The 14455-nt window shown below is 48.5% G+C and carries 13 protein-coding genes; 8 read left to right on the plus strand and 5 right to left on the minus strand.

The window, feature by feature from the left end:
* Window positions 1-33: 33 nt before the first annotated feature.
* The 5 genes from gcvH (at window position 34) to ACHKAR_RS13865 (ending at window position 3492) form a co-directional block, all read left to right on the plus strand.
* On the plus strand, window positions 34-408 hold the full coding sequence (gene gcvH / locus ACHKAR_RS13845; RefSeq protein WP_159582273.1) for a glycine cleavage system protein GcvH: 375 nt from the start codon (window positions 34-36) through the stop codon (window positions 406-408).
* 55 nt (window positions 409-463) lie between these two features.
* The gene (locus tag ACHKAR_RS13850; protein WP_395417903.1) at window positions 464-802 is read left to right on the plus strand and encodes a VanZ family protein; all 339 of its coding nucleotides are present in this window, start codon (window positions 464-466) and stop codon (window positions 800-802) included.
* A gap of 43 nt (window positions 803-845) precedes the next feature.
* Window positions 846-1523 (plus strand): energy transducer TonB, encoded by a 678-nt coding sequence (locus tag ACHKAR_RS13855; RefSeq protein ID WP_159582275.1) that lies wholly within the window; start codon window positions 846-848, stop codon window positions 1521-1523.
* 72 nt (window positions 1524-1595) lie between these two features.
* Window positions 1596-2780 (plus strand): metallophosphoesterase family protein, encoded by a 1185-nt coding sequence (locus ACHKAR_RS13860; protein WP_395417905.1) that lies wholly within the window; start codon window positions 1596-1598, stop codon window positions 2778-2780.
* Window positions 2773-3492, plus strand: coding sequence for a class I SAM-dependent DNA methyltransferase (locus ACHKAR_RS13865; RefSeq protein WP_395417907.1), 720 nt, complete (start codon window positions 2773-2775; stop codon window positions 3490-3492). Before ACHKAR_RS13860 ends, ACHKAR_RS13865 begins: the two co-directional genes overlap by 8 nt.
* Here ACHKAR_RS13865 and hutU read toward each other — a convergent pair.
* The 5 genes from hutU to ACHKAR_RS13890 are packed head-to-tail and all read right to left on the minus strand — an operon-like array spanning window position 3485 to window position 10693.
* Window positions 3485-5155: a urocanate hydratase gene (hutU, locus tag ACHKAR_RS13870; protein WP_395417909.1), complete on the minus strand. Its 1671-nt coding sequence runs from the start codon at window positions 5153-5155 to the stop codon at window positions 3485-3487. The two genes, ACHKAR_RS13865 and hutU, sit on opposite strands and share 8 nt — an antisense overlap.
* Entirely contained in the window at window positions 5133-6704 is a 1572-nt protein-coding gene (hutH, locus tag ACHKAR_RS13875; RefSeq protein ID WP_395417911.1) for a histidine ammonia-lyase, read from the minus strand. The genes hutU and hutH overlap by 23 nt, the downstream gene beginning before the upstream one ends.
* Window positions 6705-6755: 51 nt before the next feature.
* Entirely contained in the window at window positions 6756-9614 is a 2859-nt protein-coding gene (locus tag ACHKAR_RS13880; protein WP_395417913.1) for a hypothetical protein, read from the minus strand.
* Between the two features lie 14 nt (window positions 9615-9628).
* Entirely contained in the window at window positions 9629-9916 is a 288-nt protein-coding gene (gene gatC / locus ACHKAR_RS13885) for an Asp-tRNA(Asn)/Glu-tRNA(Gln) amidotransferase subunit GatC (RefSeq protein ID WP_395417915.1), read from the minus strand.
* A 24-nt stretch (window positions 9917-9940) separates the two neighbouring features.
* Window positions 9941-10693, minus strand: a complete 753-nt coding sequence (locus ACHKAR_RS13890; protein WP_395417917.1) for a lysophospholipid acyltransferase family protein — start codon at window positions 10691-10693, stop codon at window positions 9941-9943.
* Between the two features lie 102 nt (window positions 10694-10795).
* Between ACHKAR_RS13890 and ACHKAR_RS13895 the strand changes: the two genes are divergently transcribed.
* The 3 genes from ACHKAR_RS13895 to ACHKAR_RS13905 all read left to right on the plus strand — a co-directional run bounded on the left by ACHKAR_RS13895 (window position 10796) and on the right by ACHKAR_RS13905 (window position 14370).
* The gene (locus ACHKAR_RS13895; RefSeq protein WP_395417919.1) at window positions 10796-11707 is read left to right on the plus strand and encodes an ABC transporter ATP-binding protein; all 912 of its coding nucleotides are present in this window, start codon (window positions 10796-10798) and stop codon (window positions 11705-11707) included.
* A complete protein-coding gene (locus tag ACHKAR_RS13900) occupies window positions 11700-13025 on the plus strand; it encodes an ABC transporter permease (RefSeq protein WP_395417921.1) in 1326 nt (441 codons plus the stop codon). The genes ACHKAR_RS13895 and ACHKAR_RS13900 overlap by 8 nt, the downstream gene beginning before the upstream one ends.
* A 130-nt stretch (window positions 13026-13155) precedes the next feature.
* Window positions 13156-14370, plus strand: a complete 1215-nt coding sequence (locus ACHKAR_RS13905) for a sensor histidine kinase (RefSeq protein WP_159582288.1) — start codon at window positions 13156-13158, stop codon at window positions 14368-14370.
* Window positions 14371-14455: the final 85 nt, after the last annotated feature.

Here is a 14455-nt window from a genome sequence, read left to right on the forward strand (position 1 = left end):
TTAAGTATTTTTGGGCGTCAAAAAAATAACAACATGAACATTCCAGAAAATTTACGCTATACAGAAGATCACGAATGGGTGAGAATAGAGGGTGATGAAGCCATCATTGGCATCACTGATTTTGCCCAGGGTGAACTCGGAGATATCGTCTATGTAGAAATTGAGACCGAGGGGGAATCACTGAATTCAACAGATGTCTTCGGTTCTGTGGAGGCTGTTAAGACGGTTTCTGACCTTTTTATGCCACTTTCAGGCGAGATTATTGAAGTCAACCCCAAATTGGAAGCCAACCCCGAGCTCATTAATTCAGACCCTTATGGAGAGGGTTGGATGATCAAAGTGAAGATCAGCGATCAGGGAGATAGTTTGCTTTCGGCCGAATCTTATCAGGAACTAATCGGAGGTTAATCTGAAACCAGGAACCACTTTCATCAAGGCAATTTGTCTGATATGGTCAGGGGTGATGTTATTTCTTTTTCTCTCCCCTGGGAGCCCCAAGGCTGATACTTGGTTTTTTGTGGGGGAAGATAAGGTGGCACACTTGGGTATATTTCTGATTTGGAGCTTTCTGGTCGTGTGGAGTTTTGAACGCTCACATCTTAGTTTGAAGGCTTTTTTTTGGGTACTTTCGGGTGCTTTGATTTTTGGCCTTATGACCGAATGGATACAAGGATATGTCCCTTATCGGTCTTCAGATCTGATGGATTTTATGTTTGATGCAGCAGGTGCGGTATTGGGCTTATTTCTGGCTTATTTTATGAAAAAGGAACTAAACCTTGCTGATAAAAAGTTTGATAAGTAATATATTTGAGATTACTCTTGATTTAAGGATTAAAACATAATTTATGGAACCAAAGAAAAACCCTAATGTAGACTTGACCAGGAAGTCCGGATTGTTCATGAACATCGGATTCACTGTGAGTTTGCTGTTGGTTATCCTGGCGTTCGAGTGGAGAACATACGACGACTCTGGTCTTGTAGACCTTGGTCAAGTAACGGATGACTTTGAAGATATCATGGAGATACCTCCTACAGAGCAGCCACCGCCGCCGCCACCGAAAATTCAACTTCCTCAGATCATTGAGGTTCCCGATGAGGAAGAAATCGAAGAGGATATTGAGGTGGAGTTAGATGTGGAAGTAACGGAAGAAACTGTTATTGAAGACATTATTTTCGAAGAAGCACCTGAGGAAGAGGAGATCGAAGAGGTTTTCACCATTGTGGAAAACCAGCCTGAGTTTCCCGGAGGGATGGCAGCATTCTACAAGTATGTTGGAGATAACATGGACTACCCTTCTCAGGCCCGAAGAATGGGTATAGAAGGAAGAGTATACGTTCAGTTTGTGGTTGATAAAGACGGTACGGTTACAGAAGTAAAAGCTGTAAAAGGTATCGGTGCAGGATGTGATGAAGAAGCAGAACGAGTACTGAGACAAGCACCAAAATTCAAGCCGGGTAAGCAAAGAGGCCGGGCTGTGAAAGTAAGAATGGTGCTGCCTATTATCTTTAAATTGAGCAATTAATTAACAATCTTATTCTATAAGTGAAAGCCCTTCAAATTTTTTGAAGGGCTTTTTTTGTATCATTGAGGCGATATGCTATTGAGATCAGGGCTTATTGGGGCCATCACCTTTTGTATCGTCTGCTTTTTAGGTTGTCAGTCTGGGGACAAGCCGAAGGGTACAGTATCGGTGCCTGGTGAGGATGCCTGGACATTTGTCAGCATCCCTGATTTCCTGAATGTGGACACCGAGTACCCACAACCTGGCTGGGAAGAATCTCTCGGAATGATCCTAAATGAAGTGAAAAGTGAAAATCCTGATTTTGTGCTGGTGCCGGGCGATCTCGTGATGGGCCATTGGGACGCTCCTTCGTGGAATAGTACTGACTCAATCACGAAATATTCCGGGCTGTATTACTCTGCCTGGAAAGCCAGAATGCAAGCCCATGAGTTGAAATTTTATGCTGCCATCGGGGATCATGAAATAGGGGACAACCCCTGGATTGATTCGGCGAAAGTCGCTGTGATTCCGGCCTATAAGGAGGCTTTTGCTACCCATCTCCAGATGCCCCAAAATGGCCCTGCTCATATGCGGGGAACAGCCTACTGGTGGCGTCATAAAAATGTCTTGTTTGTATCGGTGGATGTTTTTGAAGAAGGCGAAAGTGATGAAGGCAGCATCAAACCCGGGGTGTCCGGAGAGCAGTTGGCCTGGTTGGAGAGTGTACTTCTGGAAAACAGAGATGCACGCCACAAAATCATCATGGGGCATACCCCCGTGCTCGGATCTGTCCGTAGGTGGAGTACCAGTGGTCTCAAAGTAGCTGAAGGGCGCCAGTCAGGATTTTGGCAAACCATGAGCAAACATGAGGTAGACCTGTACCTGTGTGGGGAGATGCATGCCATTACCTGCACCAGCCGCGATGGTGTGATGCAGGTGGTACATGGAGGCCTCATAGGGTATAACCGGCGCACTAGCTATCTGACGGTACAGGTGACTGATGATCAGCTGTATCTCACGCTCAAAGAGTTAGAAATGTACCCTTCAGGCGATCACCTATGGCAAACAGGTGATAACAGACCTTTGGAGAGCCTCTCTGTGGGTACGGATGGATTTGACGTGGTAGGTACGGTAGTAATAGATAAATCGAAGGGACGATCCCTTTTGGAACCCAGGGGATATTTTAAGAAGAAGTTTGAAAAGAGTGATGAGTGGGCCGCCGCAGTTTTTCGAGAGGGCGTATCTACCGAAATGACTAAAATTTCATTGGATGACTGATGTTATCGTAGCCATCAAGCGGATTGTCAAGCGCCTTATTACGAGACGTTCAGATCCTCAATTTAAAAGGACTGACCAACAGGATTACCTGGATGCCTATGCGGAATTCGTAAACAAGCGAGTGGCCAGGGATCCCCATGAAGCCATCGGCGGATATTGGGAAGAACTGGGCGCACTACAACTTCAGTTCTTGAAGGCCCAGGGACTACAGGCATCTCATACCGTACTGGATATAGGGTGTGGTACATTGAGAGGTGGTAGACTTCTGATTGATTTTTTGGAACCGAAAAAATACACGGGTTATGACATTTCTCAAGCTGCCGTATCCTTTGCGCGGGAATTGATAGCGAGTGAGGGACTTGAAAATAAGGACCCGAGGGTGTTTTGGAGTATGAAGGGATTAGCAGATCCCGAGCTGAGGAGGATGAAATTTGATGTGCTCTGGGCACAATCGGTTTTCACGCATTTGGAACCAGACTATATTGAGCAACACATGGCCCAGTGTGGCGCGCTTATGCATGAGGAGAGTAAGTTTTTCTTTACCTATGAGGAGGCTGATCAGTTCAGGGTAGAGCGGGAGGTAGACTTTGCCTATCCCTATTCATTCTTTGAAGAGTTGGCCAAACAGTATGGTTTCCAGCTCAGGGATTTATCAGCCCAATATCCCCACCCCAGAGGGCAGCGGATATTGGAGCTTAGACGATCTAAATGATCAACCCGAAATCTTCACCCACCTTAGTGGCTTCTTCATATCCGGCATCATGGTGTCTGAACACGCCCATGGCAGGATCATTGTACAACACCCGCTTCAGGCACTTTTCTGCTCTGCTAGAGCCATCTGCCAGTACCACCATACCTGCATGCTGTGAATAGCCCATACCTACCCCGCCACCATGATGGAAGGATACCCAAGTGGCACCACCAGAGGCATTGGACAGTAAATTGAGCAGTGGCCAATCAGAAACCGCATCGCTGCCATCCTTCATGCCTTCTGTTTCCCTGTTCGGTGAGGCCACTGAGCCACAGTCCAGATGGTCTCTGCCTATCACAATCGGGGCTTTTACTTTTCCTGTTTTGACCAGGTCATTGAAAATGAGGCCTGCTTTTTCGCGCTCGCCCATACCCAGCCAGCAGATCCTGCATGGCAGACCCTGGAAGGCGATTTTTTCACGGGCCTGAGTGAGCCAGTTGATCAGATGTGTGTTTTCAGGAAAGGCCTCCATCAATGCCTTGTCAGTGGTATAAATGTCCTCCGGGTCTCCGGAAAGTGCAGCCCATCTGAATGGGCCTTTGCCTTCGCAAAAGAGGGGCCGGATGTATTCGGGCACAAAACCTTTGAAGTCAAAAGCATTGGGCTCTCCCCCCTGACGGGCAAACTCACGAAGGTTGTTGCCATAGTCAAAGGTAATGGCGCCCTGTTTTTGCAGATCCAGCATCAGTCTTACGTGCCGGGCCATGCTCTTGAGCGATAGGTCTTTGTAGGTCACCGTATCGGACTTTCTAAGGGCCTCTGCCTCTGCCAGAGACATCCCGTTTGGTACGTATCCAAATACCGGGTCGTGTGCTGAGGTTTGATCGGTCAAGACATCCGGCACAATGCCATCTCTTTGTAGGTTGGCCAAAAGGTCACCTATGTCACTTACTAGTCCTATGGACAGGTTCTCGCCTTTCTCTTTGGCTTCCAATGCCCAATCTCGTGCCTCTTCATAGCTATGGGTCATCTTATCGATGTAGCGTGTCTGAAGTCTTTTTTCTATTCTTTTTGGGTCCACATCTGCGCCCAGGAAGGTGGCTCCGGCCATGGTAGCCGCCAGTGGCTGAGCGCCACCCATGCCTCCCAGCCCACCAGTTACCAGTAGCTTGTGTTTCAATGTGCCTCCAAAATGTTGCCTCGCACACTCTGCAAATGTTTCGTAGGTTCCCTGAAGTATTCCCTGGGATCCTATATAGATCCAACTACCGGCGGTCATCTGACCATACATCATCAGTCCGCGTGACTTGAGGTCCTCAAAATGCTCCCAATTGGCCCAGGCGGGTACCAGGTTCGAGTTGGCTATTAACACACGTGGTGCTTCGGCGTGCGTACGCACGATGCCTACGGGCTTGCCGGACTGCACGAGCAGGCTCTGGTCATTTTCCAGTTCCAGTAAAATCTTAATGATTTTCTCCAGGGATTCACGATTTCGGGCGGCCCGTCCGGTGCCTCCATACACCACCAGTTCGGCCGGGTCTTCCGCCACTTCGTCATCCAGGTTATTGAGGAGCATTCTCAGTGGCGCCTCTGTTTGCCAGGACTTAGCGTGAAGTTGTGACCCGGTTGGGGCTTTGTAATGGGGGTGTTTAGCGTACTTTTCAAGAAATTGAGAATAATTCATACAAATCTCCTTTAAGGTTAATGTTGTTTTGTTGGGCGGTTTGATAGGCAGCGTCAATGATCGATTCATTGACGATCATGTCATGGGCTTTTTCAATGTCATCGGCAAAAATCCGATCTTCCTCAGCATGGTCGATCCTGCCGCGAATGACCTCATGACAGGCGTCCAGAATTTTACTGGATTTCATGGGTTTGCGATAGTCAAAGGCCTGCGCAGCGCAGATAAGCTCTACAGCCAGGATATTTTCCAGGTTGTCGATGACCTGATTCAACTTGCGCCCACTGATGGAGCCCATACTGACATGATCTTCCTGACCCAGAGATGTTGGGATGCTATCGGCACTGGCCGGGAAACAAAGCGACTTATTCTCACTCACCAGAGCTGCTGAGGTGTATTGCGGAATCATAAACCCGGAATTGATCCCGGTATTTTTCATCAGGAGCTTTGGCAGCCCTTCAATATCTCCCTCCAGTAGCAGGTAAGTTCTTCGGTCAGAAATATTTCCTAACTCTGCCGCCGCCAGCGTGGCATAGTCCAGAGGCATGGCTAAGGGTTGTCCATGGAAATTTCCACCGCTGATGGTGTCCGTACTGCTAAACACGATAGGGTTGTCGGTCACACTGTTTAGTTCTACGTTCACCAACTCCTTCAGGTGATGCCAGGCGTTTCTGCTACTCCCGTGAACCTGCGGCATACATCGGATAGAATAAGGATCCTGCACCCGGCCACAGTTTTCGTGAGATTCTACCATCTGAGAATTTTTCAGCAAGGTTCTTAGCCGATGTGCTACATGAAGCGAACCCTGAAAAGGCCTTAATGCATGGAGTTTTTCCTGAAAAGGAGAAGCGGAACCCAAAATTCCCTCGAGTGACATGGCGCCGATGATATCGGCTAGCTCCAGGCAGTTGTGAAGCCTGACAAGCCCCCTTACAGCATAGGCCAGTATGAACTGTGTGCCATTAATCAGGGCCAGCCCTTCTTTGGGACCTAGTGCAATGGGTGCTTTACCAAGCTGCTGCAATACGTCACCTGAGTCTTGTATTTTACCTTTGTAAGTCACCTTTCCCAGACCGATCAGGGGAAGAAAAAGATGTGCTAATGGGGCCAGGTCACCAGATGCGCCGACCGAGCCCTGTGTGGGGACCATCGGAATGATGTCCATTTCCAAGTGCCATTTGATTCTTTCCAGGGTTTCCAGAGCGATGCCAGAGTAGCCAAAGCTCAATGCCTGCAATTTGGTCACGAGCATCAGTTTGGCGATTTCCAATGGCACATAAGCTCCAACCCCTACACTATGGCTTCTGAGGATGTTTTCCTGAAGCTTGCGGGTTTGTTCTTTGGAAATAATGGTGGTGCAAAGCGGGCCAAAACCAGTATTGATGCCATAGACCACCCGATCGCCATTGGCAATCTCAGCTACGTCGGCATGACTCTTTTTGATTTTGTTAATGGTGTCATCAGCAAATGTACTAGTTTGCTGGCCACGTGCTATTCTCAGTGCGATGCCCGGGGTGAGGGTATCCTTGCCGAATTGAAAGGGGTGTTTCATATCCATAAAAGCTCTTGCAGGGTTTAATCCTGCAAAATCTAAAAAATTATCCTACCAGGGACCGGAAGCCTCCAGTGCTTTTTTCTTATCCAGGTACTGCTGGTAGAAAAGCTGGTAGTCATTTTGGGTTGTTAATGTTGTTAGTTTCTGCAGGGCATCATTGGCATAATTTTCAAGTCCCATTTCCAGGGCTGCCATGATGTACTGCTGATGCAAAGCTACACTTCTTGGGTTGAAATTGATGGCATTGACCAATACATCATAGGATTCGGAGAGGTGTGTGGCGCTGAGAATCCTGCTGATGGCCAGCACCAGTGGTTCGTTCAGCGAGTTCATGCTTGCCAGGTTTACCAATGCAGCTGTCTGCTCGTTTTGGTCTTTGAGTGCCAAAATTTCTGAAAGATAATGACCATTCTGAGGCACCCCCCCATCCACCAGGGTCAACAAGGCATCTGGTTCTTCAAAATATTCCGACGGCAGAAGGGAATTGAAAACCGCGCGATAGGTCTTGAGCTGGTCATAGTTTTGTTCCTCCAGTTGCTCATTGGCTACTTTGGCCCATAGGGATCGTATATATTGTTCATCGGCTTGAGACAGCAAGGCGTTGATCTCTCCCGCACTGTAAGTTCGATAGAGGTAGTACAGGCGGAAAAGTTGCTGGTCAGGCGTGAGGCTTTCAGTGTTGTTGATGTTGGTGATATCCTTTTTGAGTGCAGCATAACCAGAATCCAGAGAGACCAGGTAAGTAGCCCACTCCGTGGCTTTTGAGAATTCACCCAGTTCCAGCAAGCAGGCGGCTTTGTTCAGCAGGGCATCTTCAAATCCAGCCTGTATGGCTTGATCAAAGTAATCAAGGGCTACCTTCGGAGCATGCTGAGAAAGGGCAATTAGCCCCATTTGGTTCAGGTATTTGCCAGACTCCCGGGTAGGCACTTCAGTCTTCAGGTAATCCAGTGCCTGCAGGGCACTGTTGATCTGGCCGGCTTTGAAGTAGCTCATGACCATGGCGTTTTTGCCAGCCCAGTACATGCGTTCATCCAGCTGACCTGAAAGTGAATGATCCAGCCATAGCGCTACTTTTGCATCTTCAAAATACCAGGCGGCATTAATAAGGAAGGCCAGCCTGTGAAGGGGGTAGGATGGGAAAAGACTGGCTGAATCAAAGGACAGTGAAGTCTGCACGTTCGCATCCATCAGGGCGCTGAGTATATTGGCTTTCACTGCCAGATTACCCGCTTCATAGTCTTGTTCGGCTTGCTCCGAATCGACTTCCCGTACTTTCCACAGGTTGACCAGGGCGGCGTTTGTCCATTGACTTTTGGGTTGCGCCTGTTGTAGCGTATTCACAGCCTCGTGGGTTTTGCCCATGTCTGCATAGGTAAGCCCCAGGTTATTGAGCAATTGATTGTTGTCGGGGAATGCCCTCAGTCCGTTTTGTAAGCTGATCAGGGAGGGCGTGGTTTCACTGCTCATGGCTGCCGTGGCAGATTGATTCACAAAGGTCTGAGGCGATGGGTACCGCAGCGCCGCTCTCCCAAACCGATAGTTGGCTTCTGAGATATCCCCTTTTTGGAGTTCCCGGTAGCCAATTTTGTAGTTGGAAAAATGGTTGTCATAGCCATAAATACTGCCTTCGCGATAGTACTCCGCAGCCAGTCTGTCCTGGCCCTGTGCTTCGGCTTGTGCACCCAGGTAGTTGTAATGGCCTGCCCTGAAGAGCAGGAAGGGCTCCTTATTGGCCAGGAAAAAGAAGGCCGCAATGGCGGCAAGTCCGGCAAGCCGGGCACTTACATATGGAAAGCTTTGCGATTTATAGGCGATTTTATAGACCTGCATTCCCTGACCCAGTGGTGAGACGAAGTTCCAGAGCAGGTAGAGGAAAAACATGGTGCCGAAGGCCAGGTGCGTATAGATGATAAAGTAGTGAAGTCCTTCATACACGGAATCATTGCCGCGAGAAAAAGCGAGCGTTATAAACCCGATCACCACCATCCCCAAGCTGCAATAGAGTATCTGAGCATATCCCACCGAGATGAACCCTTCGAAGAGCGATCTTTTATATTTCAAACTCCACAATGCGACCAGGGCACTGAGTGCCAGCAGCAGATAGGGACTGAAAAAGGCAATGTCCAGGTTCCAAAAGGCGGCTTTTTTACCATAGTGGGCAAGGAGAATACCCAAATAGACAAAAGAAAACACGGAGAAATGGACGTGATTGCTGCGCCCACCCTTGGACTGTGTGATCAGGAATAAAATGCCAAAAACATTCTCCTCTGCTATGAGAAACAGAAAAACAAGCGCCAGGGCGATCATACCAAAATAACTACCGGCAATAAATTGCTCCTGCAAGGCAACCGTTTCTACTCCGGAGAAAAAGACAATACCGGCGGATAGCAACACAAAGGATAGCAGGCGCCAGCCAAAATCTACACCTTTGATAAAGGCATGGAAAAGGTAGGCCGGAAGCAGGTAAATGATCAGCACGATCACTACAGCTACCGATGATCGCTCCCCAAACCCAAAGAGCCTTACTTCAGGCAGGTGTAGGGTCATGATGAAAAAAATGAACAGCCCCATGATACCGATAAACCACATTCTGGACAGGTAGGTGGTCACTGTAAGGATCAGGCACAAGCCCAATAAAATGACAGAAAGGATGATGGCATCCGTGGTAAAATGACGTTCAATAGGTCCTGCTGAGAAATTTTCAGCCAGCGTATATTTTTCACCCTGGAAGCTAAACTGGAAAGGGCCTTTTTTAAAGGGAAGGGTATAGAATGCTTCTGATTCGGCTGTGGTGGTCACATTCCACCCAATGCTGGAATCGTAGCCCTGAGAATAGGCGAAAATAAAAGCGAGGACAACAGCTATAAATAGCGCAACAAGTGCTTTGGGTAAATACTGAGTCATGCGATCCATGGGAATCAATCAAGCACTTTAGGTACTCTGAAATAATCATCATCCTTTTTCGGAGCATTTTTCAACGCACGCTCGTGATCCAGTGGCTCCTTTTTGACGTCTTCCCGCAGGGCATTCTCTTCAAAGGACATGTTGGTGAGTGGCTCCACTCCTTCGGTGTCCAGTTCATTGAGTTTTTCTACCCAGGTGAGGATTTCCTCCATGTCTTTGATGTAGCCATCGGCTTTGTCCGGGTGGATCTCCAGACGGGCCAGATGAGCGATTTTTTCAAGCGTTTGATGGTCTATTTTCATAGAAATTCTTTATTCAAAGCAATATTAGCCAACCGTCCTGACTTTATCGGGATGATGTGCCAGAAGTTCGGCCTGGATAATGGCAAAGGTTTCTGCCTTCAATCTTTTCACTTCCTCGTCATCACTTGTTTTAGGGAAAATGGGTTTGTGTACAATTATTTTGCACCTATGGTGATGAAACCGGACGGGGGTTTTGTCGGGAAGCAGCAAAAAATTGTAGGGCATGGTGACCGGGATGATGGGAATGCCTTTTTCGATGGCCAGTTTGAATGCGCCATCCTTGAAAGAAACCATATAAGGGAGGTTTTCTTCCTTTACAAGCACACCTCCTTCTGGAAAGAAACAAAGGTTGAAACCGTCATCAATAGCCTCTTTGGACATCTTCAAGCTTTCGGCACGGCTTCTCATGCTGGACCTGTTCACGGGGATGTGCATATTCCGGAAGAAAAACCCGAAGAGGGGGATTTTAGCCAGCGAGCTTTTTCCAATGAATTTGGCAGAATAGAGCAAACAGAAAGCGGGAATGTCGAAGAACGAGAAGTGATTGCAACAAAAGATGTATTGGTGATCTGATCTGAGGTGTTCTTTGCCCTCAATGACCACCCGGATGAATGCCATCCGGCAAAAACTCCAGGCCCAATACCAGTGAAGTTTCAGGGCCAGTCGATGACATTTTTTGTAAGGAGACAGCAGGGCGATGAGTGGCACAAACACCAGACTGGTCATCAGAAAAATGAAAAGCGCGTAGAGGGTATAAGGTAGAGGTGAATGCTTCAATAGGGTAGAATATTTATAATTTGGGGCAGAAACTTCTTATCAAGTGTAATAAATTCAGGTTAATAAAGACTAAATCACCGTAAACTAAAAAAGTTAAGAATATTGGAACTACTACGTGTTGATAACATCAGTAAATCCTACAGCAGTCACCAGGCCTTAAGCAATGTGAGCATTTCTATCCCGAAAGGGAGCATTTTTGGTCTTCTGGGCCCCAATGGAGCGGGCAAAACTACGCTGATCAGGATTATCACCAGAATCATCGAGCAGGACAGTGGCGAGGTGTATCTGGGCGGCGAGAAAATCACCCCGGAGCTCGTGCGTAAGATTGGATATCTGCCGGAAGAGCGGGGGCTTTACAAAAAAATGAAGGTGGGGGAGCAATTGCTTTACCTGGCCAGACTCAAAGGTCTCTCCAAGGCAGATGCCACTGCCAAAATCAAAGCCTGGCTGAAAAGACTGGAGCTGACCGGATGGAGTGGCAAAACCATAGAGGACTTGTCTAAAGGAATGGCCCAGAAGGTACAGTTCATTGCTACAGTGATGCATGAGCCGGAATTGATCATTTTGGATGAGCCTTTTTCCGGATTTGATCCGGTGAATGCCAACCTGATCAAGGATGAGATTTTCAGACTCAGAGAAGCCGGCGCTACGGTCATCTTCTCTACCCACCGAATGGAGTCTGTGGAGGAGCTGTGTGACCATATTGCGCTGATCAATAAGTCGGAGAAGATTTTGGACGGCCTGAAACTGGACATCAAAAATGACCACAAGGATGGCACTTACATCGTGACCCATGAGGGCCCGCTGGCCTCCACAGACCACTACGACCTGTTGAGCACGGGTACTACGGAGGATGGGCTTACCGAATCGATCCTCAAGGACAAAACGGAGGGTGGCCCCAATAACCTGCTGAAGGTGCTGATCGGGGCTGTGGAGATTCATTCGTTCATAGAAAAGATCCCCTCCATCAATGAAATATTCATCAGTAAAGTGAAAGGAGACAGCCATGCATAACATCGGATTGATCATTGCCAGAGAGTACTTATCCCGGGTAAAGAAGAAGTCGTTTATCGTAATGACCCTTTTGGCACCCTTGCTTTTCGGAGGCTTCTTTTTCTTCATTGCCTGGACCGCCACCAAGGATGTGGACACCAAAACCATACAGGTGGTGGACAAGAGCGGCATGTTCAGTGAGATATTCATCGATGACAGCCAGATGGAGTTTAGTTATTCTGACAAGTCGCTGGATGCGGCCAAAGAAGATGTGCTGAATGGGGACTTTGACGGGCTACTGTATATTCCTGATATCGATGTGGCTGCCCCGGCAGGGGTGGTGTTTTACTCCCCCAATAACCCCAGCGTTTCCATGGTGCATGACCTGAGTCGTAAGCTGGAAGGTGAGATTGAAAACATCAAACTGCGGCAGTCAGGGATTCAAAAGGAAGTGCTCGAAAGCCTGAAGGCCAATGTAGACATCAGCACCATCAACCTCTCCGGATCGGGTGACGAAAAGGAGAGCAGCTCCATAGGAGCAACCGTGGTGGGCTACGTGGCGTCATTCCTGATATACATTTTCATCTTCGTCTACGGTACCCAGTGTATGCGTGGCGTGGTGGAGGAGAAGACCAGCCGGATTGTGGAGGTGATTATCGCATCGGTGAAGCCTTTTGAGCTGATGATGGGCAAAGTGATAGGCATAGCCGGTGTGGGATTGTCGCAGTTTATCCTTTGGATCGTGCTCACTACCACCATCAGTACGGCTGTAGGTGGGATCTTCGCCAATCAGGCCATGGATGCACAAAAACAGCAGACTGAGCAGATGGATGCGATGAATTTACCTCAGGATGAAGCAGCCCAGCAGATGGAGGAGAGCCTTCTCGGCAGTATCAGCTCGGCGGTAGAGTCTATCAACATGCCCATGGTCATCGTGGCCTTCTTGTTTTTCTTCCTCACCGGGTACCTGCTGTACGGAGCGCTGTTTGCGGCCATCGGTTCGGCGGTGGATAGCGATGCAGATGCCCAGCAGTTCATGTTTCCGGTCACCATGCCGCTGATTCTGGCCATTGTCATGCTCAGCGCCGTGCTGAACGACCCCAACGGGTCACTGGCGTTTTGGATGTCCATGATCCCGTTCACCTCCCCGGTGGTGATGATGATGCGCGTGCCTTTTGGGGTGCCTGTATGGGAGCTGGCTCTTTCTATGGTGCTGATGATTGGCGGGTTTGTGTTCACCATCTGGTTTGCCAGCAGGATTTATAGGATTGGGATCCTGATGCACGGCACCAAAGTGAATTACAAGGTGCTGGCCAAGTGGATCATGATGAAGAATTGATTGGAAAAAGAAAGCCCACCCACCATATGATGGTGGGTGGTTGTTCTAAAAATGCGCAAAAAACACTTTCCTTCCCTGCTAAATTTGATTTTCTGCTAAATTACCGAATGGAACAACCTCGTTTCTGGCAGTGAGTGCATACCGAGAAGAACCTACCATCAGTCTTTATTCCAATCGCTCCAGCTTCAAGTGGGTGGTGCTGGGTGTGGCGCTGATCATCAGTGCCGGGTCTATCGTCTATACCAATGAGCTGGTGAAGCAAATCCGCGACCGGGAGCGGAAGCAGATAGACCTCTATGCCAGTACACTGGAGTACCTGGCCAATGAAAATGATGCGCCCAACCTCATCTTCGTCATGGAGGAGATCATCCAGGCCAATAACACCATCCCCGTGATCCTCACCGATGAGTTTGGCAAGCCGGAGCACTACCGCAATATCCCGGCAGCAGACAAAATAGACAATGACCGGGTCCGGAAGCGGTTTCTCCTCAATGAGATCAAGGACATGATGACTGAGCGGGAGCCCATCATGGTCACCCTGACCGATGACAACAACCAGATCTATGGTTACAAGAACATCTACTACCGCAATTCATTCCTGCTCACCCAGCTGAAGTATTATCCCTATGTGCAGTTGTCCATTATCGCCATCTTTGGGCTCATCATCTTCGCGGTGTTCAACTACTCCCGCACGGCAGAGCAAAACCGGGTGTGGGTGGGCCTGGCCAAAGAGACCGCTCATCAGCTGGGCACCCCTTTGTCCTCCCTGATCGCCTGGGTGGAGTATTTCAAGGAGACCTTCCCCGATCAGAAAGATGTATTTATAGAGCTGCAAAAGGATGTGGATCGGCTGGAGATGATCACCGAGCGCTTTTCGAATATCGGGAGTGTGCCGCAGTTGCGTCAGGAGCGGGTCTTTGATCTGGTGTCTGAGGTGGTGAAGTACCTGGAAAAAAGAATATCTACCAAAGTGAGCATGACGGTGCAGGCCTTCCCCAATGAGGAGATAACCTGTAGCATCAACCGGCCGCTGTTTGCCTGGGTGGTGGAGAATATTGTCAAAAACGCCGTGGACGCAATGGTGGGGAAAGGTGCCATCACCATCAAAATCATGAAAGTGAGTGACGGCAGGGTGGCCGTGGACATTTCCGATACCGGAAAAGGAATCGCGAAAAATCGCCTCACGCAGGTTTTCAAACCCGGGTACACCACCAAGAAGAGAGGCTGGGGGCTGGGACTGGCGCTCACCAAGCGAATTGTAGAGAATTACCATGGTGGAAGGATTTTTGTGAAGGACTCTGAGCTCAATAAAGGGACTACCTTCAGAATATTACTGAAATCGTGAGCAGTTTTCGACTACCTGCTTTTTCTCTTAACCAATTTTAGATTAATTTCGCACTCGATTCGAGATACGCTTATTTAAATCAAAT

The organism is Marinoscillum luteum, from assembly GCF_044005705.1.
Lineage (GTDB): Bacteria > Bacteroidota > Bacteroidia > Cytophagales > Cyclobacteriaceae > Marinoscillum > Marinoscillum luteum.